18 protein-coding genes are annotated in these 20,233 nt (G+C 65.9%); 10 read left to right on the top strand and 8 right to left on the bottom strand.

Annotation, left to right across the window (positions count from 1 at the left end; genetic code table 11):
* From AC2T4A_RS05260 to AC2T4A_RS05245, 4 genes are all read right to left on the bottom strand, one after another.
* Nucleotides 1-441, bottom strand: coding sequence for a c-type cytochrome (locus AC2T4A_RS05260; protein ID WP_088420795.1), 441 nt, complete (start codon nucleotides 439-441; stop codon nucleotides 1-3).
* A gap of 113 nt (nucleotides 442-554) precedes the next feature.
* Nucleotides 555-803 carry a cytochrome C oxidase subunit IV family protein gene (locus AC2T4A_RS05255; RefSeq protein ID WP_478376978.1) on the bottom strand — a complete coding sequence of 83 codons (249 nt, stop codon included), beginning with the start codon at nucleotides 801-803 and terminating at the stop codon, nucleotides 555-557.
* Complete coding sequence (locus AC2T4A_RS05250; protein ID WP_486742866.1) at nucleotides 800-1,393, bottom strand: cytochrome c oxidase subunit 3; 594 nt, start codon at nucleotides 1,391-1,393, stop codon at nucleotides 800-802. The genes AC2T4A_RS05255 and AC2T4A_RS05250 overlap by 4 nt, the downstream gene beginning before the upstream one ends.
* A complete protein-coding gene (locus AC2T4A_RS05245) occupies nucleotides 1,377-2,174 on the bottom strand; it encodes a CbbQ/NirQ/NorQ/GpvN family protein (RefSeq protein WP_416744253.1) in 798 nt (265 codons plus the stop codon). Before AC2T4A_RS05245 ends, AC2T4A_RS05250 begins: the two co-directional genes overlap by 17 nt.
* A gap of 198 nt (nucleotides 2,175-2,372) precedes the next feature.
* On the opposite strand from AC2T4A_RS05245, the gene AC2T4A_RS05240 reads away from it, so the two are divergent.
* Nucleotides 2,373-2,678: a c-type cytochrome gene (locus tag AC2T4A_RS05240; RefSeq protein ID WP_416744251.1), complete on the top strand. Its 306-nt coding sequence runs from the start codon at nucleotides 2,373-2,375 to the stop codon at nucleotides 2,676-2,678.
* A 37-nt stretch (nucleotides 2,679-2,715) separates the two neighbouring features.
* Here the strand turns inward: AC2T4A_RS05240 and AC2T4A_RS05235 are convergent, their stop codons facing one another.
* Nucleotides 2,716-5,559, bottom strand: a complete 2,844-nt coding sequence (locus tag AC2T4A_RS05235; RefSeq protein WP_416744249.1) for an EAL domain-containing protein — start codon at nucleotides 5,557-5,559, stop codon at nucleotides 2,716-2,718.
* 175 nt (nucleotides 5,560-5,734) lie between these two features.
* Between AC2T4A_RS05235 and uvrD the strand changes: the two genes are divergently transcribed.
* Nucleotides 5,735-7,915 (top strand): DNA helicase II, encoded by a 2,181-nt coding sequence (uvrD, locus tag AC2T4A_RS05230; protein WP_486742865.1) that lies wholly within the window; start codon nucleotides 5,735-5,737, stop codon nucleotides 7,913-7,915.
* Between the two features lie 214 nt (nucleotides 7,916-8,129).
* Here the strand turns inward: uvrD and AC2T4A_RS05225 are convergent, their stop codons facing one another.
* Entirely contained in the window at nucleotides 8,130-9,890 is a 1,761-nt protein-coding gene (locus AC2T4A_RS05225; protein ID WP_478376974.1) for a cation:proton antiporter, read from the bottom strand.
* A gap of 257 nt (nucleotides 9,891-10,147) precedes the next feature.
* Here AC2T4A_RS05225 and AC2T4A_RS05220 point away from each other — a divergent pair, with 257 nt between their 5' ends.
* From AC2T4A_RS05220 to AC2T4A_RS05210, 3 genes are all read left to right on the top strand, one after another.
* The gene (locus tag AC2T4A_RS05220; RefSeq protein ID WP_416744244.1) at nucleotides 10,148-11,032 is read left to right on the top strand and encodes a Tim44 domain-containing protein; all 885 of its coding nucleotides are present in this window, start codon (nucleotides 10,148-10,150) and stop codon (nucleotides 11,030-11,032) included.
* A 246-nt stretch (nucleotides 11,033-11,278) separates the two neighbouring features.
* Nucleotides 11,279-11,680 carry an SMI1/KNR4 family protein gene (locus AC2T4A_RS05215; protein WP_024766840.1) on the top strand — a complete coding sequence of 134 codons (402 nt, stop codon included), beginning with the start codon at nucleotides 11,279-11,281 and terminating at the stop codon, nucleotides 11,678-11,680.
* 103 nt (nucleotides 11,681-11,783) lie between these two features.
* Complete coding sequence (locus AC2T4A_RS05210) at nucleotides 11,784-11,996, top strand: YgdI/YgdR family lipoprotein (protein ID WP_017521498.1); 213 nt, start codon at nucleotides 11,784-11,786, stop codon at nucleotides 11,994-11,996.
* An 8-nt stretch (nucleotides 11,997-12,004) separates the two neighbouring features.
* Here AC2T4A_RS05210 and AC2T4A_RS05205 read toward each other — a convergent pair whose 3' ends face one another.
* Together AC2T4A_RS05205 and AC2T4A_RS05200 are read right to left on the bottom strand one after the other, a co-directional pair.
* Nucleotides 12,005-12,670 carry a GntR family transcriptional regulator gene (locus AC2T4A_RS05205; RefSeq protein WP_416744242.1) on the bottom strand — a complete coding sequence of 222 codons (666 nt, stop codon included), beginning with the start codon at nucleotides 12,668-12,670 and terminating at the stop codon, nucleotides 12,005-12,007.
* Nucleotides 12,671-12,744: 74 nt separating this feature from the next.
* Nucleotides 12,745-13,533, bottom strand: coding sequence for an SDR family NAD(P)-dependent oxidoreductase (locus AC2T4A_RS05200; protein WP_478376973.1), 789 nt, complete (start codon nucleotides 13,531-13,533; stop codon nucleotides 12,745-12,747).
* A 127-nt stretch (nucleotides 13,534-13,660) separates the two neighbouring features.
* Here AC2T4A_RS05200 and AC2T4A_RS05195 point away from each other — a divergent pair, with 127 nt between their 5' ends.
* From AC2T4A_RS05195 to ybaL, 5 genes are all read left to right on the top strand, one after another.
* Nucleotides 13,661-15,055, top strand: a complete 1,395-nt coding sequence (locus AC2T4A_RS05195; RefSeq protein WP_486742864.1) for an aspartate aminotransferase family protein — start codon at nucleotides 13,661-13,663, stop codon at nucleotides 15,053-15,055.
* A gap of 129 nt (nucleotides 15,056-15,184) precedes the next feature.
* Entirely contained in the window at nucleotides 15,185-16,552 is a 1,368-nt protein-coding gene (locus tag AC2T4A_RS05190) for a glutamine synthetase family protein (RefSeq protein ID WP_486742863.1), read from the top strand.
* A gap of 321 nt (nucleotides 16,553-16,873) precedes the next feature.
* The gene (locus tag AC2T4A_RS05185; protein WP_416744235.1) at nucleotides 16,874-17,632 is read left to right on the top strand and encodes an SDR family NAD(P)-dependent oxidoreductase; all 759 of its coding nucleotides are present in this window, start codon (nucleotides 16,874-16,876) and stop codon (nucleotides 17,630-17,632) included.
* A gap of 204 nt (nucleotides 17,633-17,836) precedes the next feature.
* Nucleotides 17,837-18,316, top strand: coding sequence for an acyl-CoA thioesterase (locus tag AC2T4A_RS05180; protein WP_045213934.1), 480 nt, complete (start codon nucleotides 17,837-17,839; stop codon nucleotides 18,314-18,316).
* A gap of 209 nt (nucleotides 18,317-18,525) precedes the next feature.
* Nucleotides 18,526-20,229 carry a YbaL family putative K(+) efflux transporter gene (gene ybaL / locus AC2T4A_RS05175; protein ID WP_478376972.1) on the top strand — a complete coding sequence of 568 codons (1,704 nt, stop codon included), beginning with the start codon at nucleotides 18,526-18,528 and terminating at the stop codon, nucleotides 20,227-20,229.
* Nucleotides 20,230-20,233: the final 4 nt, after the last annotated feature.

Below are 20,233 nucleotides of genomic sequence, written 5' to 3'. Positions count from 1 at the left end.
TCAACCCTCCTTGTTCGGCGGCCATTTGTTGGTGTCGATCTTCGATGTCCACAGCAGGAACGCCGCGAGGTCGGTGACCTCCTGGTCGCTCAGGTGGAACTGCGGCATCTGCCGGCGACCGGGCACGCCCAGCGGCTGCATCTTCATCCAGGCCGCGAGGAAGCTGCCGAAGGCCGCATCACCGCCACGGCGGATGGCGACATTGCCCAGCTCCGGCGCGAAATAGGCGCCTTCACCGAGGATCGAGTGGCACCCCACGCAGTTGTTCTGTTCCCACACCAGCTTGCCGCGCACCACCGACTCGGTGAGCTCACTCTGGTTGGTGCGCTGGGGGAAGGTGGTTTCGGTGTGATAGGTCAGCGCGAGGAACACCAGGAAGAAGAAAACGCCTCCTCCCAGGTAGATGTTCCTCGCCATCCCTTTGGTAAATGTCTCTGACATGGGGCCCTCCTAGGTCACGGTCGGCGCCATTGTAGGAAGCGTCCTAGGACGTCTCGCTTGATGGCAATCAAGAAAGACCAATGCTTCTAGTCAGGTATTTTTCCGTATTTAAATCAGTGGGTTGCGTGCAGGGCCAGAATCAGGCCGGTGACCACCAGTGGCCAGCCGAGCAGCAGCGATTGCCACAGGCGTGGGCCTCGGTTCAGCTCCATGAAGCGCAGCACGATGATCCAGGCCTTGCCCAGGCCCAGCAGCAGGATCACCGTTACCGGCAGCAGCACGTCGGGCGCGTGGTGGCCCAGCCACACCGCCGCCATCGACATCGGCAGCAACGCCAGCCAGGCGAACAGCAGCGTCTTCATGAACCGGGCGCCAGCACGTAGACCAGCGGGAAGATCACCACCCAGACCAGGTCGACCATGTGCCAGTAGAGTGCGCCGGACTCCAGCCCACCCAGGGCGTCGCTGCGGTAGGCGCCGCGCAGGCAGCGCAGGGTCATCCAGCCGAGGATCACCAGTCCCAGCAGCACGTGCAGGAAGTGGAAACCGGTGATCAGCCAGAACAGGGTGAAGAAGGTGCTGTGTTCCAGGTCCAGCCCGCGTACGGCGAGATGGTGGTACTCGCTGGATTTCAGCGCGACGTGGGCCAACCCCAGCAGCACCGCCACGCCCAGCAGGGCGGCCGCATGGCGCTGCCGGCCGTGGCGCACCTGCTCCACCGCCAGCGCCGCGCAGAATCCGGCGGTGAGCAGGGTCAGGGTCAGCGCCAGGGCGGTGGACAGGTCCAGTTGCGCACGCCCGGCACGGAAGCCTTCGATGTCCAGATGCTGGGTCACGGCGAAGACGATGATGAGGATGGCGAAGACCGTTAGCTCGGCGAGGATGAACAACCACATCGCCAGGTCACCCGGCAGGCGCCGGGTACTGAGCATTGCCTCAGGCGAAGTGGACATCGACCAGGTCCATCAGCGCCGCGACCGTGGCCTCGTCGTCCGACAGCGGCTCGGCGAGCCCGGCGCGGCAGGCATCGCGGGGTGCCACGCCGGCATTGAGCAGCCGCGCGGTAAGCACCAGCAGGCGTGTCGAGCAGACCTCTTCCAGCTCCTGCCGGCCCAGTCGGCGCAGGGCCACGCCCAGTTGCGTCAGGCGTTGCGCCAGCTCCGGCGCCACATTGGCCTCGCGGATGATGATCGCAGCCTCGGCGTCCGGCGTCGGGTAGTCGAAACGCAGGGCGACGAAGCGCTGGCGCGTACTGGGCTTCATGCCCTTCAGTAGGTTCTGATAGCCGGGGTTGTAGGACACCACCAGCATGAAGCCCGGTGGCGCCACCAGGGATTCCCCGGTGCGTTCGATGAACAATTCGCGGCGATCGTCCGCCAGCGGGTGCAGCACGACCACGGTGTCCTGGCGCGCCTCCACCACTTCGTCCAGGTAGCAGATGCCGCCTTCGCGCACCGCACGGGTCAGTGGGCCGTCCTGCCACCAGGTGCCGTCGCTGCCGATCAGGTGGCGGCCGACCAGGTCCGCCGCCGACAGGTCGTCATGGCAGGCCACGGTATACAGCGGCAGGTTCAGGCGCTGCGCCATGTGCTGGACGAAGCGGGTCTTGCCGCAACCGGTCGGCCCCTTGATCAGCACCGGCATGCCCTGGGCGGAGGCGTGGGTGAACAGCGCCACCTCGTTGCCGGTCGCCTGGTAGAAGAGCGGCTCGATGTTCTGGGCGGGGGCGTTCATGGCGAGGATATCTCTGTAGGAAGTTTCGGTAGGCAAGCTAATCAGCCAGGTCCCCTCTCTCAAGCGCGACGAGAGCAGTTCTTGATTGCCATCAAGCCAGCACCACTCGGGCCACTCCTAGAATCGCCGCAGAAGCCGGGCGGGAAGCCGGCGAAAACGATCGGCGCCCCGAGGCGCCAAGCCTGAGGAGAGACGTTCATGAACAAAGCCCTGGTTGTCCTGCTGTTCGGCGGCTTGCTGGTGCAGACCACCGCGATGGCCAGCACCGGCGAGGAGCTGTTCAAGGCCAAGGCCTGCGTGGCCTGTCACGCCGTCAACAAGACGGTGGTCGGCCCGGCCTTCAAGGAAGTCGCCGCGAAGTACGGCGCCGATGGCGTTGCGCACATCAGCAACAGCATCAAGACCGGCAGCAAGGGTGTCTGGGGGCCGATCCCGATGCCGGCGAACGCCGTCAGCCCGGACGAGGCCAAGACACTCGCCGAATGGATCGTCACCCTCAAGTAACGCCGCACCAGCAGTCCACCGCTCGCGGCCGGCACGCTCAGAGCCGGTCGCTTCTCTCCAGCAGCGCCAGGCAGGCATCCGCCGGCACCGGCTGGCTGATCAGGTAGCCCTGTATCTCGTCGCAACCGTGGGCGCGCAGGAAGCGCAGCTGCTCGGCGTGCTCGACGCCCTCCGCCACCACTTTCAGTTCCAGGCTGTGCGCCATGGCGATGATCGCGCGGGTGATCGCCGCGTCCTCGCCGCGTTCGGACAGGTCGCGGATGAAGGTCTGGTCGATCTTCACGTAGTCCACCGGGAAGCGCTTGAGGTAGCTGAGCGAGGAATAGCCGGTGCCGAAGTCGTCGATCGCCAGCTTCACGCCCATCTCGCGCAACTGGCGGAAGGTCGTGGTGACACTCTCGACGTTGTCCAGCAGCTGGCTTTCGGTGAGCTCGAGCTCCAGCAGGTGCGATGGCAGGCCGGTATCGTCCAGCACGGTGCGCACCAGGTCGACCAGGTTGCCGGTGCGCAGCTGGTGCACCGAGAGGTTCACCGACACCCGCAGCTCGCGCCCATGCTTCTGCCACGCGCGGGCCTGCTGGCAGGCGCGGCGCAGGACGAACTCGCCGATGGCGCCGATCAGCCCGGTTTCCTCGGCGAGGCCGATGAAATCGCCGGGCGGGACCATGCCCATCTCCGGGTGGCGCCAGCGCACCAGCGCTTCAGCGCTGTCCAGGCGCTCGTTGGCGAGGTTCAGCTTGGGCTGGTAGTGCACGTCCAGCTGGCCTTCGTCGATGGCCTTGCGCAGGCGGGTTTCCAGTTGCAGGCGCTCCAGGGTGCAGGCCTGCAGGTTGTCGGTGAAGAACTGGAAGGTATTACCGCCCAGGTGTTTGGCGTGCTGCATGGCCATGTTCGCCTGGCTCATCAGCGCGGAGATTTCCCAGGCGTTATCCGGCAGCAGGCTGATACCCACCGAGGCGCTGACCACCAGTTCGTGGCCGCCCACAGTCATCGGCGTGCGCAGCTTGGCCAGCAGGCGGCTGGACAGCCGCGCCAGCGCCGCGAGGCTGGCGTAGGAATCGATCAACACGGCGAATTCGTCGCCGGACAACCGGGCAATGGTGTCGGCTTCCGGCACCGTCTGGGTCATGCGTCGCGACATCTGCCGCAACAGCTGGTCGGCGACCTCATGCCCAAGGCTGTCATTGAGCAGCTTGAAGCGGTCCAGGTCGATCAGCAGCAGCGCCGCCGTGCGACCCTCCTGGCGCGCGCGCTGGCTGGCCTCGTGCAGGCGCTCCTTGAACAGCGTTCGGTTGGCCAGCCCGGTGAGTTCGTCGTAGTGCGACAGGTAGCGCAGGCGCTCCTCAGCGTCGCGGCGGGCGGTCAGGTCGGCGAAGAAACCGACCACATGGGCGACCTGCCCGCGGCTGTCGCGCACCACGTTGAGCTGCAGCCACTGCGGGTACAGCTCGCCGTTCTTGCGCGTCTCGATCAGCTCACCCTGCCAGGTGCCCTGACGCTCCAGCTCGGCACGGATCGACTGGTAGCGGCGCAGGGCTTCGGAGGAGCCCATCAGACGCGCGACGTTGTGCCCCAGTACCTCTTCGCGGCGATAGCCGGTAAGGCGGGTGAATGCCTCGTTGAGGGCGATCAGCCGGTAATCCGGGTCGAGGATGATGATGCCTTCGCTGGCGGCCTCGAACACCGTGGCCGCCAGCCGTTGTTCTTCCTCGCGCTGCTTGCGGGTGGAAATGTCGGCACGGGTGCCGACCATCCGCGTGACCTGGCCGCGGCCGTCACGCTCCATCACCCGGCCGCGGTCTTCCACCCAGACCCAGTGGCCGGAGGCGTGGCGCACGCGGTATTCGATGCGGTAGCCGTCGGTGCGGCCCTTGAGGTGCTCGACCAGCGCGCGGCGCAGCAGTGGCACGTCATCCGGGTGCAGGCGCGGGCGCAGGTCATTGCGCACGCTCTTCACCGACTCCTGGGTGATGCCGAAGATCTCCTCCAGGTGCGAGTGGTGCACTTCGTCGGTCAGCAGGTTCCAGTCCCACAGGCCCAGCTCGCTGGCCTCCAGCGCCAGGGCCAGGCGTGCTTCGGTATGGCTGAGCTTGGCGCTGCCCGCCTCCACCCGCTCCTGCAGGGCGTCGCGGGCGCGGCAGAGTTCGCGCTCGGCGCGGCGGCGCTGCTCGACTTCGCGCTCCAGGTCCTGGTTCAGCGCCTCGGTCTGTGCCTTGGCGCGCTCCAGGTGCGCCACCAGCGCCTGGGCCTGGAAGCGCCGCAGCAGGCCGACATGCACCACCCGGTGAATCTGCCAGGCCACCACCAGCAGTGCCGCCAGCAGGATCACCCCGAGCACGCCCCAGCCCTGCTGCAGCGGGTTATCGCTGATCAATAAATAGGCAATGGACGGAAACAGGCAGGGCAAGGCGAAGGTGAGGAAGGCCGGCAGGCTGACCGCGTAGGCAACGCTGGCGGACAGGATGGCCGCGGCGATCAGGCCGAATACCAGGGATTGCTGGAGGAAGGCATCCGGTGGCACCAGGGCGATGGCGGCAAAGGCGAGGGTCAGCCCCGAGGCGCCAGCGCCGAACAGGAAGGTGCGCTGCCAGTGCGGGCTGGCCTGGCGCTCGGCGGACGCGGCATTGAAGGCGGATACCTGGATCAGCCGCAGCACGGCCAGCAGCACCAGCGAAACCAGCCAGCCGGCGAGCAGCCCCGGCTTTACGTATTCCCACAGCAACCCGGCGCAGGCCAGGCCGTTGAGCAGCATGAGCAGAGTCGGCACCCGCGAGCCCTGATAAAGCAGGCGCGTGCGTTCGACGGCAATTTCGTGAGCGTACTGCTGGCGGATCTCGGCATGGCTCACCGGGATCGCCGAAGGCTCTACATAAGCGGTCATAGGCGTTTTTCTTGTAGGTTCTGGCCTAGGCGTCGGCGGAGCATACCCGAGGAGGTAGCCCCACCCAAGCAGGATGATGGCAATTGGCTCCGCGCCCTCCCAACTTTCGTCGGGAAGACGCCGGACGGCGGGCGGGTTTGCCGGGGAAAACCGCCCGTCGGTAGAATGCCGCCCCATGAACGATGACATCTCCTACCTGCTCAACTCCCTCAATGACCCGCAGCGCCAGGCCGTGGCCGCGCCGCTGGGGCGCCAGCGCGTGCTCGCTGGCGCCGGGTCCGGCAAGACCCGCGTGCTGGTGCACCGTATCGCCTGGCTGATCCAGGTCGAGAACGCCTCGCCGCACAGCATCCTGGCCGTGACCTTCACCAACAAGGCCGCCGCCGAGATGCGCGCGCGGATCGAGCAGTTGCTGGGGATCAACCCGGCCGGCATGTGGGTCGGCACCTTCCACGGCCTGGCGCACCGCCTGCTGCGCGCGCACTGGCAGGAAGCCGGGTTGCCGGAGAACTTCCAGATCCTCGACAGCGACGACCAGCTGCGCCTGGTCAAGCGCGTGGTGCGCGAGCTGGGCCTCGACGAGCAGCGCTGGCCGCCACGCCAGGCGCAATGGTTCATCAACGGCCAGAAGGACGAGGGCAACCGCCCGCAGAACATCCAGACCGGCGGCGACCTGTACCTGGCAACCATGGTCAGCGTCTACCAGGCCTACGAAGAGGCCTGCGCCCGTGCCGGCGTCGTCGACTTCGCCGAGCTGCTGCTGCGCTCGCTGGACCTCTGGCGCGACCGCCCGAGCCTGCTGGAGCACTATCAGCGGCGCTTCCGTCACATCCTGGTGGACGAGTTCCAGGACACCAACGCCGTGCAGTACGCCTGGCTGCGCTTGCTCGGCAAAGGCGGCGAGAGCCTGATGGTGGTGGGCGACGACGACCAGTCGATCTACGGCTGGCGCGGCGCGAAGATCGAGAACATCCAGCAGTTCGGCGATGACTTCGCCGGCACCGAGGACATCCGCCTGGAGCAGAACTACCGCTCCACCGGCACCATCCTCAAGGCCGCCAACGCGCTGATCGCCAACAACAGCGGGCGCCTGGGCAAGGAACTGTGGACCGACGGCGTCGACGGCGACCCGATCACCCTGTATTCGGGCTTCAACGAGCACGACGAGGCGCGCTACATCGTCGAGACCATCGAGGATGCGCTGCGCAAGGACGGTCTGAAGCGCAGCGAAATCGCCATCCTCTACCGCTCCAACGCCCAGTCCCGCGTACTGGAAGAGGCGCTGCTGCGCGAGAAGATTCCCTACCGCATCTATGGCGGCCAGCGCTTCTTCGAGCGCGCCGAGATCAAGAACGCCCTGGCTTACCTGCGCCTGATCCGCCTGCGCGACGACGACGCTGCGCTGGAACGGGTGATCAACGTGCCGCCGCGCGGCATCGGCGAGAAGACCGTGGAGGCGATCCGCAATGCCGCGCGCCACAACGGCACCTCCATGTGGCGCGCGATCAACGACGTGATTGCCGCCAAGGCCGTGGCCGGCCGCGCCGCCAGTGCGCTCAACGGTTTCCTGGAAACCGTCGACCTGCTCGCGGTGAAGGTCGAAGGCATGCCGCTGCACCAGATGACCCAGATCGTCATCGAGCAGTCCGGCCTGATTACCTACCACAAGGAAGAAAAGGGCGAGAAAGGCCAGGCCCGGGTGGAAAACCTGGAGGAACTGGTCAGCGCCGCCCGCGCCTTCGAGACCCCGGACGACGAGGATACCCCGCCGCTGGTGGCCTTCCTCGACCATACCGCGCTGGAGTCCGGCGACACCCAGGCCGACGCCTTCGAGGACAGCGTGCAGTTGATGACGCTGCACAGCGCCAAGGGCCTGGAGTTCCCGCTGGTGTTCCTCGCCGGCGTGGAGGAAGGGCTGTTCCCGCACAAGATGAGCCTGGAAGAACCCGGCCGTCTGGAGGAGGAGCGCCGCCTGGCCTACGTGGGCATCACCCGAGCCATGCACCGTCTGGTCATGACCTACGCGGAAACGCGCCGCCTGTATGGCAGCGAAACCTACAACAAGGTCTCGCGCTTCGTCCGGGAAATCCCGCCGAGCCTGATCCAGGAAGTGCGCCTGTCCAACTCGGTGAGCCGTCCGCTGTCGGGCAACCAGCGCAGCGGCAACCTGTTCAGCGGCGCCAGCGTGCCGGACACACCGTTCAGCCTCGGCCAGTCCGTGCGCCACCCACTGTTCGGCGACGGCGTGATCCTCAACTTCGAAGGCTCCGGCGCCCAGGCACGGGTGCAGGTGAACTTCGACAGCGAGGGCAGCAAGTGGCTGATGATGGGTTACGCGAAGCTCGAAGCGATCTGAACCGTAGGGCGTACAACCGTTCGCGGTTGTACGCCGATGCACCGCGCCAGAATGGCGGTTCCAGTTCAGACCCGGAGCATGCTGAGACCAAGGCCAAACGGCGTATAACGCGGAGCGTTATACGCCCTACGCCCTTTGGTAGGAGCGAGCTTGCTCGCGAACCAACCCCGCAACGGAGTCAGTTCGCGAGCAAGCTCGCTCCTACAGTCAAACCTCAGTGATGCCCACCGCCGTTCTGCTCGAAGGTCTCGATCAGCGCCACCTGCATTCGCGAATGCACGCGGATGAACCAGCGCCAGAACACGGCGATCACCAGCGCGGCGATCAACGCCACCACCACCAGTAGCTCGCCCGGCGGCAGGATGCTCGAACTGAGCGCCGCCAGCAGCAGCATCATGCCGCCCAGCGACAGCAGCGGGATCAGCTCGGAAATCACCCGGCGCACACGGGCCGTGTGGCGCCCGGCGCTCTCCGCCTTCACGCCCATCTCCGCCAGCAGCATCGCCAGCGCCTTGAGCTTGCGGTAGGCGGCAATCAGGAACGGCAGCGACAGCATCAGCGCCGCGCCCCAGATCAACGCCTTGTGCAGCGCCTCGGGCTCGACGAACTGCGCCAGCCACTGGCCGATCTGCCCGGCGAAGAACGCCAGGCCGAAGAAGATGCCGATCACCAGGGTCAGGTTGACCCCGACCTGCAGCAGGATGCGCCGGATCATCCCGGCGAGGATCGCCTTGTCGCCGCGCGGCTTGATGCTGCGCAGCCATTCACCGTACAGGCTGAATACCCGCACCATGGGCGAAGGCAGGCTGCGCCCCAGGTACAGCGCCAGCGGGTCGGCCGAGCGGATCAGGTAGGGCGTCAGCAGGGTGGTGATGGCCGACACGCCGACCACCACCGGGTAAAGGAAGTCGCTGGTCACCCCCAGGCTCATGCCCAGCGCGGCGATGATGAAGGAGAACTCGCCGATCTGCGAAAGGCCCATGCCCACGCGCATCGACGTACGCCCGTCGTTGCCGGCAATAAAGGCGCCGGCACCGCAGGACACCAGCTTGCCGGCAACCACCACCAGGGTGATCACCAGGATCGGCGCGGCGTAGTCCACCAGTACCTTGGGGTCGATGGTCAGGCCGATGGCGACGAAGAAGATCGCGCTGAACATGTCGCGCACCGGCTCCATCAGCCGTTCGATCTGAATCAGCTGGCGCGACTCGGCCATGATCGCGCCGATCAGGAAGGCACCCAGGATCATGCTGTATTCCAGCTTCACCACCAGCAGGCAGAAGCCGAAGCACAGGCCCAGCACCGTCACCAGCAGCATCTCGTTGCTTTCGAATTTCGCCACGTAGGCCAGCAGACGCGGCACCAGCAGGATGCCGACGACCAGCGCGACGACCATGAACAGGCTGAGCTTGCCGACCGTGGAGAACACCTGGTCGGCCTCCACCGTGCCGCTCACGGCAATGCCGGAGAACAGCGCGATGATGCCGATGCCAAGGATGTCCTCGATGATCAGAACGCCGAAGATCAGCTGGGCGAAGCGCTCGTTCTTCATCTTCAGGTCGCCCAGGACCTTGATGATGATGGTGGTGGAGGACATCGCCAGGATCGCGCCGAGGAACAGCGAGTCCATGGTGCTCCAGTCGAACAGGCGGCCGATCTCGAAGCCGGCCCAGATCATCAGGGTGATTTCCAGGAACGCGGCGATGAACGCCGTGGCGCCGACCTGGAACAGCTTGCGCAGGGAAAACTCCAGCCCCAGGCAGAACATCAGGAAGATCACTCCCAGCTCGGCGAGGGTCTTGATCGTCTCCTCGTCGTGCACCAGCGCGAAGGGCGGGGTGTGCGGGCCGATGATCACCCCGGCGATGATGTAGCCCAGCACCACCGGCTGCTTGAAGCGATGGCAGAGGATGGTGACGAAGCCGGCGATCAGCATGATCACCGCGAGGTCCTGGATGAAGTCGATGGCATGCATGGTCGGCGGTCCTCGCGGCGTGGGGTCAGGGGATCGCGCGGCTGACGGCCTCGCTCAGCGAAGCCTACCATCCGAGCGTTCCGACAGGCGGCTCTGAAAGAATCAGTAACAGACTGATTTGGAAAGGGATTCATTCGCCCCCATATCAGGGGGCGAGCCCACACAGGGCAACAGCACGAAACAAAATCCGGCTGGCTCTCACCGGCCCCGGCCTGCAACATGACGTGCGTCGTATACCAACCAAGAGAATGACAACGATGAAGCGCTTTCTCAGCCTTGCCATGGCCTTCTGTGTCGCCGTGACGCTCAGCCTCGACGTCAACGCCGCCAAACGTTTCGGTGGCGGCAAGAGCATGGGCTCTGCGCCGAGCCACCAGACCCGCCAGGCGCAACCTAACGCCGCTCCGAATTCCCCGACTGCCGCCGGCCCCGCCGCGACCGGTGCCGCCGCAGGCGCTGCTGGCGCTGCCGCCAAGAGCGGCGCTTCGCGCTGGCTCGGCCCGCTGGCCGGCCTCGCCGCCGGTGGCCTGCTCGCCTCGATGTTCATGGGTGACGGCTTCCAGGGCATGCAGTTCCTCGACATCCTGATCATCGCCCTGATCGCGTTCATCGCCTTCCGCTTCATCGCCTCCCGTCGCCGCCAGCAGCAGGGCCAGCAGCCCGCCATGGCCGGTGGACATGCGCCGATGCAGCGTGAAATGCCCGCCGCCCCGCCATCGATCTTCGGCGGTGCGTCGCGTCCGGTGATGGACAGCCGTCCGGTGATCAACGCCCCGAGCTGGTTCGATGAAACCCGCTTCATCGGCGCTGCCCGCGAGCACTTCATGTCCCTGCAGCAACACTGGGACGCCAACGAGATGGACAAGATCGCCGAGTTCGTCACCCCGCAGATGCTGCAGTTCCTCAAGCAGGAGCGCGCTGATCTGGGCGACGCCTACCAGTCGACCTACATCGACAACCTCGATGTGCAACTCGAGGGCGTGGACGACCAGGCCGAGAAGACCATCGCCACCCTGACCTTCAGCGGCGTGTCGAAGTCCTCGCGCTTCGACCAGGGCGAGCCCTTCAGCGAAAGCTGGCGCATGGAGCGTGCCCAGGGTGACAACCAGCCCTGGCTGGTCGCTGGCATCCGCCAGAACTGATCCTGCACGTGAAGAAGAAGCCCGGCGAATGCCGGGCTTTTTCGTTTCCCGCGAAACACTCCTGCGCCGGGCTTACCCTCACCCCGGCCCTCTCCCCTTGGGCGAGGCCCAGGGGTGAGGGCGCTTCCGGGATACCTGAGGCCAGAGCGCCGCTCGTCCGGACAATGCCCATGCAGTGGTCTTGCGCGAAGGGCCGGCTACTACTGTATAAAGCGCGCCATTAGCGAACGTAGAGAGGCCCCGCCTGTGGAAGATGTGATCGAAAAGCTTCGTGAAGCCAACGAGCCGGTTCCGGTACCGCTGGAACTGCCCGATGAAGAACTGCTGGTGGAAATCGAAGAGGCTCTGCTGATCGGCATTCCGTCGGAATTCCGCGAATTCCTCCTGCTGGTCAGCGACGTCGTTTACGGCCGCCTGGAACCCGTCACGGCGACCGATCCACAGTCCCACACCTACTTGCCGGAAGTCGCGGCCGTGGCCTGGGCCAACGGCCTGCCACGCGAGCTGATCCCGCTCTGCGCCGATGGTGACGACTACTACGCGGTCGCCGAGGACGGCGAGGTGATCCTCTGGGCCGACGGCGAGCTCACCGAGGAAACCTGGGACTCCGTCTGGACCTGGGCACGCGACGTATGGCTGGATACTTGAAGCCCGGTATCGGAATTTCCTGAAACTTCCATGGTCACACAGGCAACCCAGCGTACCTCCAGCCCTCGCTGCCCGGGCGGGTACGATGCCCCGTGGAGAAACTATGAAGTTGAAAGCCTTGTTCACCTGCCTGTTGCTGCTCGGCCTCGCCGGATGCGCCGACAAGGCCGTGGTGACGCTGCAGGACGGCAGCGAAATCCTGGTGAAGGATCACTCCGACTACGACAAATACAATGACTACTACGAATTCGAACAGCTCAACGGCGAGACGATCCTGATCAAGAAGGACAACGTCCGCTTCATCAAGACCCCCTGAAGGGCGCCCTAGCGCGCCCCGAGCCTTCCCCCGCTTTCCAGCTCAAGCAGATTGAGCAGGTACTGGCCGCAGTAGCCCAGGTCCTGTTCGATGGCTTTGCGCGCGCCTGCGCCATCGCCACGCTCCAGCGCCAGCAGGGTGTCTTCGTGGAAGTCGTTCAGGCGCAGCGACAGGTCGGCCTCGGTGAACAACCGGTTGAAGAACGGGCCGACCTGCAGCCAAAGCGCCTCGATCATGCGCAGCAGCGTGGGGTTGCCGCAGGCGCGGTAGAGCGTCAGGTGGAACAGGCTGTTGGCTTCCAGGTAGCCCTGGACGTCGCGGGCGTTGAGGGCGACCTCCATACGCTCGGTGCAGTCGCGCAGCACTGCCATGTCGCTGGATTTCAGGTGCCGGGCCGCGTCTTCGACCGCCAGTCCCTCCAGGGATTGCCGCACCTGCAAAATCTGCAGGTAGCGTTCGCGGGTCATCACCGGCACCCGTAGCGAGCGCTGCGGCTCGCCTTCCAGCGCGCCCTCGGCCACCAGCCGTTGCAGAGCGGCGCGAACCGGCATCGGGCTGGTGCCCCATTCATCGGCCAGGTCGCGGATTTTGAGCCGCTCGCCGGGCTGGAAGCGCCCGCTCAGCAGGGCCTGGCGCAGGTTCTGGTACAGCTGTTCCTGAAGGTTGTCGGCCATCGCGAATTACTCCCGGCCGGCCGGCGGCGCCGGCAGTTGGGCGAAGGTCAGGCTGCAGTCGTGCTTCATCTTGCTTATCCCTTGTTCTCGATCAGACAGTTGCCGCCATCCACCACCAGCACTTCGCCGGTGATGTAGCTGGCTTCGGGCGAGGCCAGGAAGGCGATGGCGGCCGCCACCTCTTCCGGTCGCCCGGAACGGCCGAGCGGCGTGCGCCGTCCGGCCTGGATTTCTTCCTCGCTGCTGGAGCCGGTGGCAATCCAGCCCGGTGCCACGCTGTTCACCGTCACCCCGCGGCGCGCCACCTCCAGCGCCAGGCCCATGCTCATGCCGAGCATTCCGGCCTTCGCCGCGCTGTACGCCGACTCACCGGGATTGCTGGCACGAACGCCGGTCGTGGAGCTGACGTTGACGATGCGCCCGTAGCCGCGCTCCAGCATCCCCGGCAGCAACGCGCGGGTGAGCAGGAAGGCGCTGGTCAGGTTGCGCGCCAGCGACAGGTTCCAGGTCGCCAGGTCCATCGCCGCCAGTTCAGCGAAGGGCTCCGGGCTGCCCTGCATGGCCATGCCGGCGTTGTTCACCAGCACGTCTACCCTTCCCCATTGCGCCTGGGCCCAGTCGGCCAGTTGACGAACGTCGTTCTCGTTGGTCAGGTCGGCGGGCAGCGCGCGAGCCTCGAAGCCTTCGGCGCACAGTTCCCCTGCCCGCAGCAGGACGCGCTCGCTGCTGGCAGTGAGCAGCAGTTTCACGCCACGGCGCGCCAGCCGGCGGGCGCTGGCGAAACCGATGCCGGATTCGCTGCCTGCGCCACTGACCAGGGCAACCTGACCGGCCCAGGCGGACTCATTCGTGACATCTTTCATAGGCATCTTCTTTATCTGTGATCACAGAATTCGTTACAGGGCAGATTATCAGGCAGTCGCACCGGTGTATTGACATTTTTGTGATCACAAATGGAAGATGTGCGAAATAACAAACGAGGTGTGCAACATGACCGCCAGCGGAATCGCCCAACAGGCCGTGGATCTCTTCACCGCCCGCGAGCGCCAGCGCTTCCTGGAACAGAATCCCAAGTCCGTCGCCCTTGCCGAGCGTGCGCACAAGTCGCTGTACGCCGGTGTGCCGATGCACTGGATGGCCGACTGGTCCACGCCCTGCCCGCTGTTCGTCGAACGCGCCCAGGGCGCCCGCTTCTACGACGTCGACGGCCATGACTACGTGGACTTCTGCCTGGGCGACACCGGCAGCATGTTCGGCCACTCGCCGGCGCCGATCGCCCGCGCCCTCGCCGAACAAGGCGCCCGCGGCCTGACCAGCATGCTCCCCGGGGAAGATGCCGTGGTCTGCGGCGAACTGCTGGCCGCGCGCTTCGGCCTGCCCTACTGGCAGGTGACCGCCACCGCCACCGACTCCAACCGCTACGTCCTGCGCTGGGCCCGCGCAGTGACCCAGCGCAAGACCCTGCTGGTGTTCGACGGCTGCTACCACGGCACCGTGGACGACGTAATGGTGCGCTACCGCGACGGCGAAACCGTGCACCGCTCCGGCCTGGTCGGCCAGGCCTACGACTTGACCCAGCACAGCCGCTCCATCCCGTTCAACGACGTCGAGGCGCTGGAAGCCGCGCTGGCCCAGGGCGACGTCTGCGCGCTGCTCTGCGAGCCGGCGATGACCAACATCGGCATGGTCCTGCCCGATCCGGGCTTCATGCAGAAGTGCCGCGAGCTGACGCGCAAGTACGGTTCGCTGCTGATCATCGATGAAACCCACACCATCTCCACCAACATCGGTGGGTGCACGAAGCTGTGGCACCTCGACCCGGACTTCTTCGTGGTCGGCAAGCCGATTGCCGGCGGCGTGCCCTGCGGCATCTTCGGCTGCAGCGCGGAGATGGCCGAACGCATGGCCGCTTCGCGCAAGAGCGCCCAGGAAGACAGCCATGGCCACGGCCACAGCGGCATGGGCACCACGCTCTCGGCCAACGCCCTGGCCATGCACTGCATGCGCGCCAACCTGGAACAGGTAATGACCCAGGCGGCCTACGACCACATGCTGCCGCTGGCCAAGCGCCTGGCCGACGGCTTCCGCCGCCTGATCGCCAAGCACGACCTGAAGTGGTCGGTGACCGAGCTGGGCGCGCGCAGCGAGTTCCAGTTCTGCCCCGTCTCCCCGCGCACCGGCGCCGAAGCCGAAGCGGCCTTCCATGACGAGCTGCAGATGGCGCTGCACCTGTACCTGATCAACCGCGGCATCCTGATCACGCCGTTCCACAACATGACCCTGTGCTGCCCGGACACCACCGCCGAAGACGTGGATCGCCTGATCGAGACCCTCGACACCGGCATCACCGAGCTGCTGGCCATCCCCGGCGCGCGCGAGGCCTGATCGAAACTCCCCCTGTAGGAGCGAGCTTGCTCGCGAACCCGCCCCGCAGCGGATTTACAAAAGAGCGTTCGCGAGCAAGCTCGCTCCTACGAAGAGACAATTCGGCGCACCGCGCCACCGAGGACCACCATGCAATTCGCCGATCGACAGGAAGCCGAAGCCTTCCTCGCCGCCCATCCGGACGTGCGCAGCATCGAACTGTTCATCATCGACTCCAACGGCATCCCGCGCGGCAAGCTGCTGCACCGCGACGAGCTGCTGGCGATCTACGACAACGGCCGCCCGCTGCCCAGCTCGATCCTCGCGCTGACCGTGCAGGGCGAGGATGTCGAAGGCACCGGGCTGGTCTGGGAAGTGGCCGATGCCGACTGCTGGACTTACCCGCTGCCCGGCAGCCTGACCCTGCAACCCTGGCGCACCAGCCCCACCGGCCAGTTGCAGGTGAGCATGCACCCGACCCAGGGCCTGCCCGCCACGCCCGCCGACCCGCGCCAGGCACTGTCCCGCGTGGTCGAGCGGCTGAAGGCCGACGGCTTCCACCCGGTGATGGCGGTGGAGCTGGAGTTCTATCTGCTGGACAAGCAGCGCGACGCCAACGGTCGCCCGCAACCGGCGCTGCAAATGAACGGCATCCGTCCGGAGGCGCCGCAGGTCTATGGCGTCTATGAACTGGAGCAGCTGCAGCCGTTCCTCGACGATCTCTACGCCGCCTGCGAAGTGCAGGGCCTGCCCGTGCGCACGGCGATCTCCGAATACGCGCCGGGCCAGGTAGAGCTGACCCTGGAGCACCGCTTCGACGTCATGCAGGCCATCGACGAAGGCGTGCGCTACAAACGTCTGGTGAAGGGCGTGGCGAACAAGCACGGGCTGCAGGCCTGCTTCATGGCCAAGCCGTTCGGCGACCGCGCCGGCTCCGGCATGCACCTGCACGTCAGCCTGGCCGACGAGCAGGGCAACAACCTGTATGCCAGCGAAGACATTCACGGCACCGAACTGCTGCGCCACTCCATCGGCGGCATGATGGCGCGCCTGCTGGACTCCCTGGCGATCTTCTGCCCCAACGCCAACTCCTTCCGCCGCTTCCAGGCCAACAGCTACGCACCGCTGGCCAAGAGCTGGGGCGTGAACAACCGCACCGTGTCGTTCCGCGTGCCCGGTGGCCCGGCCAAGAGCCGGCACATCGAGCACCGCATCTGCGGCGCTGATGCCAACCCGTATCTCGCGGCGGCGGCGATCCTCGCGGCCATCCACGAAGGCATCCGCGAACAGATCGACCCGGGCGCGCCCATCGTCGGCAACGGCTACGAACAGGCCACCGAGTTCCTCCCTACCGACTGGCTCACTGCCCTGCGCGCACTGGAGGCTTCGACCTGGGCCCGCGAGGCGCTGGGCGAGGAATTCCTCAAGGTGTTCCTGGCGATCAAGTGGGAAGAGTTCCGCCAGTTCATGGGCGAGGTGGGCGAGCAGGATTGGCGCTGGTACCTGCACCACGCGTGATTGGATGACCGAATCGGCGGAAGCAAAACGGCTCTTGTAGGAGCGAGCTTGCTCGCGAACGCCTCCGCGCCGGAGCGTGTTCGCGAGCAAGAACTGGGCGTCCCCCTCGTTCCTACAGGGGCAGCAACCCGCGGAGCCACCGATCGGCTCACCCGCCGACACGCAAGAGACTTACGAAAAATTTACCCTGTCAGACTGAAGAATCTGGTCTTTTCTTGGTCTGTAATTGCACGGGGCGCAGACGCGCTTCGTGGTCAACGCGGCCCCGCCGGTCTGCCTGCCGGCCGCCGTCCTCTCTCAGGCAGGGAGAACCCGTAGACAATGAGCACTCCTGTCGTACTGATCACCGGCGCTGCCGGTGGCCTCGGAAAAGCCATCGCCAAACGTTTCGCCCAAAGCCACTGGCGCATCGCCGCGACCGACGTGGACAAAGCCGGCCTGCATGCGCTCAACGCCCAGGTCCCGCTGGACGCCACCGCCGTCGGCGACCTGCGACGCGCCGACAACTGCCACAGCCTGATGTCCGACATCCTCGCCCGCACCGGCCGCCTCGACGCTCTGGTGAACGCCGCCGGTGTCTGGCGCGAAGGCCCGGTGGAAGACTTCAACGAGGACGACTTCGACCTGGTCATGGGGGTCAACCTCAAGGCCGCGTTCTACATGTGCCAGGCGGCAACGCCGTACCTCAAGGAAAACCACGGCTGCATCGTCAACATCTCCAGCGACTCCGGCCGCCAGGCCTATCGCGGCTCCGCGGCGTACTGCGCGAGCAAGGCGGCGCTGACCATGCTTACCCGCACCCTGGCGCTGGAGCTGGCCGAGTCCGGCGTGCGGGTCAACGCCATTTCCCCCGCCGACATCGCCACGCCAATGCTCGACTACCAGGCCGAGCGCTACGGCCAGGGCAATCCGGACAGCTACAAGCGCGCCCTGCTGAAGGATTATCCACAGGGCAAGGCATCACGCTTCATCCGCCCTGAGGAAGTCGCCGAACTGGTCTGGTACCTGTGCAAGCCGGAATCCGAGGCCATCACCGGCGCGGACCTGGCCATCGACTTCGGCCTCTCCGCCGGGCGCTGAGCCAACGATCGAGCAAACGGGCGGCCCAGGGGTCGCCCGTTTTCGTTGCGGGGCGTTGCGCGAACGGCAGATGCACCGTTGGCGAAGGGTCCACTGGCGCTGTTGGCCAATCAGGGATATAGAAAAAACTGTGTCGTCAGCCCCGCTCCGGTTGTCCAGAGTAAGGCCCTTTCCTTTTCCCAAGACAATTCCGAAGAGAATTCCATGGAACCTGGCAACCACCAGCTCAGCATGACCGTCCTGATGACTCCCGACATGGCCAACTTCTCCGGCAATGTCCACGGAGGCACCCTGCTCAAGTACCTCGACGAAGTCGCCTACGCCTGCGCCAGCCGCTACGCCGGCTACTACGTGGTGACCCTGTCGGTGGACCAGGTGATCTTCCGCCAGCCGATCCACGTCGGCGAACTCGTCACCTTCCTCGCTTCGGTGAACTACACCGGCCGTACCTCGATGGAGATCGGCGTGAAAGTGGTCACCGAGAACATCCGCGAGAAATCCGTGCGCCACACCAACAGCTGCTTCTTCACCATGGTGGCGCTGGATGACGACCGCAAGACGATCGAGGTGCCGCAACTGGTCCCGCAGACCAAGGACGAGAAGCGTCGCTTCGCCCAAGCCCAGCAGCGTCGGCAAATTCGTCAGGAGCTGGAACAGCGCTATCAGGAGCTTCGCGACGAATAAGCGACGTTCACGACATTTCCTGAAAAGAAATCGGGCGTGTCGTGGAAATTTCCTAATGCGTCAACAGGTTACCCTTGCGTGAAAGCAAGGTAGGAATTGATTACTACGCCTAAACTTTTCACACGCGGGTTTGCCCCCGTGACCCACCGTCGAGCGACCCGGTGCTGATGCGCAGTCCGGTCGCTCCCTGAGTGCCCGGAGCCCAGACCATGCATCACACCCCGCTACTGACTACTCTCGCCGTCGGCTTCGTGCTGGCCTTCGTCCTCGGCGCCCTGGCCAACCGCCTTCGCATTTCGCCGCTGGTGGGCTACCTGCTCGCCGGCGTGCTGGCCGGCCCCTTTACCCCCGGTTACGTCGCCGACCAGGCGCTGTCCGTGGAGATCGCCGAACTGGGCGTAATCCTGCTGATGTTCGGCGTCGGCCTGCACTTCTCGCTCAAGGACCTGCTGTCGGTCAAAGCCATCGCCATCCCCGGCGCAGTGGTGCAGATCGGCGTCGCCACCCTGCTCGGCCTGGGCCTGGCCTGGATGATGGGCTGGAACTTCGGCGGCGGCCTGGTCTTCGGCCTCGCCCTGTCGGTAGCCAGTACCGTGGTGCTGTTGCGTGCGCTGGAGCAGCGACAGCTGATCGACACCAAGCGCGGCCGCATCGCCATTGGCTGGCTGATCGTCGAAGACCTGGCGATGGTCCTCACCCTGGTCCTGCTGCCGGCGCTGGCCGGCTCCCTGGGCGGTACCTCCGACGGTGGCGACGGCGGCCTGCTGATGCCGATCCTGCTGACTCTGGGCAAGGTCGCCGCCTTCGTCGCGGTGATGATCCTGGGCGGCCGCCGCTTCGTGCCCTGGGTGCTGGAGCGCGTGGCCAAGACCGGCTCGCGCGAGCTGTTCACCCTGGCCGTGCTGGCTATCGCCCTGGGCATCGCCTACGGTTCGGCGGTGATCTTCGGTGTGTCCTTCGCCCTCGGCGCGTTCTTCGCCGGGATGATCCTCAACGAGTCCGAGCTGAGTCACGAGGCGGCGGAAAACTCGCTGCCGCTGCGCGACGCCTTCGCCGTGCTGTTCTTCGTCTCCGTCGGCATGCTGTTCAACCCGGCGATCCTGATCCACGAGCCGCTGCCGGTGCTGGCCACCTTCCTGGTGATCGTCTTCGGCAAGTCGGTGGCGGCCTACGTCATCGTGCGGATGTTCGGCCACCCCAACAGCACCGCGCTGACCATTGCCGCGAGCCTGGCGCAGATCGGCGAGTTCTCCTTCATCCTGGTCGGCCTGGGCGTGACCCTGAACCTGCTGCCCGAAGCGGGCCGCGACCTGGTGCTGGCCGGCGCGATCCTGTCGATCCTGGTCAACCCGCTGCTGTTCATCGCCATCGACCGCCTGCAGGCGCGCCAGGAGCTGAAGGCCGAGAGCGATCCGGGCGTGGTCCAGGTGGAACCCCAGGACCTGCCGCCGCCGGTGCTCGAGCACAACCATGCCATCCTCATCGGCCATGGCCGCGTCGGGGCGCTGGTGAGCGAGCGTCTGCGCAAGGACAAGGTGCCGGTCGTGGTGATCGAGGACAAGCGCGAGAAAGCCGCCGAGCTGCGCGAGCACGGCCTCTGCGTGGTGGTCGGCAACGCCGCCAATCCCGACGTCCTGAACCAGGCCAACATCACCTCGGCGCGCTGGCTGCTGATCGCAATTCCCAATGGCTTCGAGGCCGGGACGATTTCCAGCCACGCGCGGGCGATCAACCCGAACCTGGACATCATCGCCCGCGCCCACTTCGACGCCGAGGTGGACTACCTGGAGCAGAACGGTGCCAACCTGGTGATCATGGGTGAGCGCGAAATCGCTCGCGGCATGGTCGAGCGAGTCGAACGCAAGGACGCCACAGCGGCACCGGGCGACGACCACCTGCCGCAGTCGGCCTGACATC

This window comes from Pseudomonas sp. PVC-3-1 (genome assembly GCF_057444315.1).
Note: the sequence above shows the minus strand (reverse complement) of the source record. Positions and strands in the feature narration are given on the sequence as shown.

Bases quoted from the DNA above. Each gene is read 5' to 3' on its own strand.
- AC2T4A_RS05260 (WP_088420795.1), bottom strand. From the start codon at position 441: ATGTCAGAGACATTTACCAAAGGGATGGCGAGGAACATCTACCTGGGA.
- AC2T4A_RS05255 (WP_478376978.1), bottom strand. From the start codon at position 803: ATGAAGACGCTGCTGTTCGCCTGGCTGGCGTTGCTGCCGATGTCGATG.
- AC2T4A_RS05250 (WP_486742866.1), bottom strand. From the start codon at position 1,393: ATGTCCACTTCGCCTGAGGCAATGCTCAGTACCCGGCGCCTGCCGGGT.
- AC2T4A_RS05245 (WP_416744253.1), bottom strand. From the start codon at position 2,174: ATGAACGCCCCCGCCCAGAACATCGAGCCGCTCTTCTACCAGGCGACC.
- AC2T4A_RS05240 (WP_416744251.1), top strand. From the start codon at position 2,373: ATGAACAAAGCCCTGGTTGTCCTGCTGTTCGGCGGCTTGCTGGTGCAG.
- AC2T4A_RS05235 (WP_416744249.1), bottom strand. From the start codon at position 5,559: ATGACCGCTTATGTAGAGCCTTCGGCGATCCCGGTGAGCCATGCCGAG.
- uvrD (WP_486742865.1), top strand. From the start codon at position 5,735: ATGAACGATGACATCTCCTACCTGCTCAACTCCCTCAATGACCCGCAG.
- AC2T4A_RS05225 (WP_478376974.1), bottom strand. From the start codon at position 9,890: ATGCATGCCATCGACTTCATCCAGGACCTCGCGGTGATCATGCTGATC.
- AC2T4A_RS05220 (WP_416744244.1), top strand. From the start codon at position 10,148: ATGAAGCGCTTTCTCAGCCTTGCCATGGCCTTCTGTGTCGCCGTGACG.
- AC2T4A_RS05210 (WP_017521498.1), top strand. From the start codon at position 11,784: ATGAAGTTGAAAGCCTTGTTCACCTGCCTGTTGCTGCTCGGCCTCGCC.
- AC2T4A_RS05205 (WP_416744242.1), bottom strand. From the start codon at position 12,670: ATGGCCGACAACCTTCAGGAACAGCTGTACCAGAACCTGCGCCAGGCC.
- AC2T4A_RS05200 (WP_478376973.1), bottom strand. From the start codon at position 13,533: ATGAAAGATGTCACGAATGAGTCCGCCTGGGCCGGTCAGGTTGCCCTG.
- AC2T4A_RS05195 (WP_486742864.1), top strand. From the start codon at position 13,661: ATGACCGCCAGCGGAATCGCCCAACAGGCCGTGGATCTCTTCACCGCC.
- AC2T4A_RS05190 (WP_486742863.1), top strand. From the start codon at position 15,185: ATGCAATTCGCCGATCGACAGGAAGCCGAAGCCTTCCTCGCCGCCCAT.
- AC2T4A_RS05185 (WP_416744235.1), top strand. From the start codon at position 16,874: ATGAGCACTCCTGTCGTACTGATCACCGGCGCTGCCGGTGGCCTCGGA.
- AC2T4A_RS05180 (WP_045213934.1), top strand. From the start codon at position 17,837: ATGGAACCTGGCAACCACCAGCTCAGCATGACCGTCCTGATGACTCCC.
- ybaL (WP_478376972.1), top strand. From the start codon at position 18,526: ATGCATCACACCCCGCTACTGACTACTCTCGCCGTCGGCTTCGTGCTG.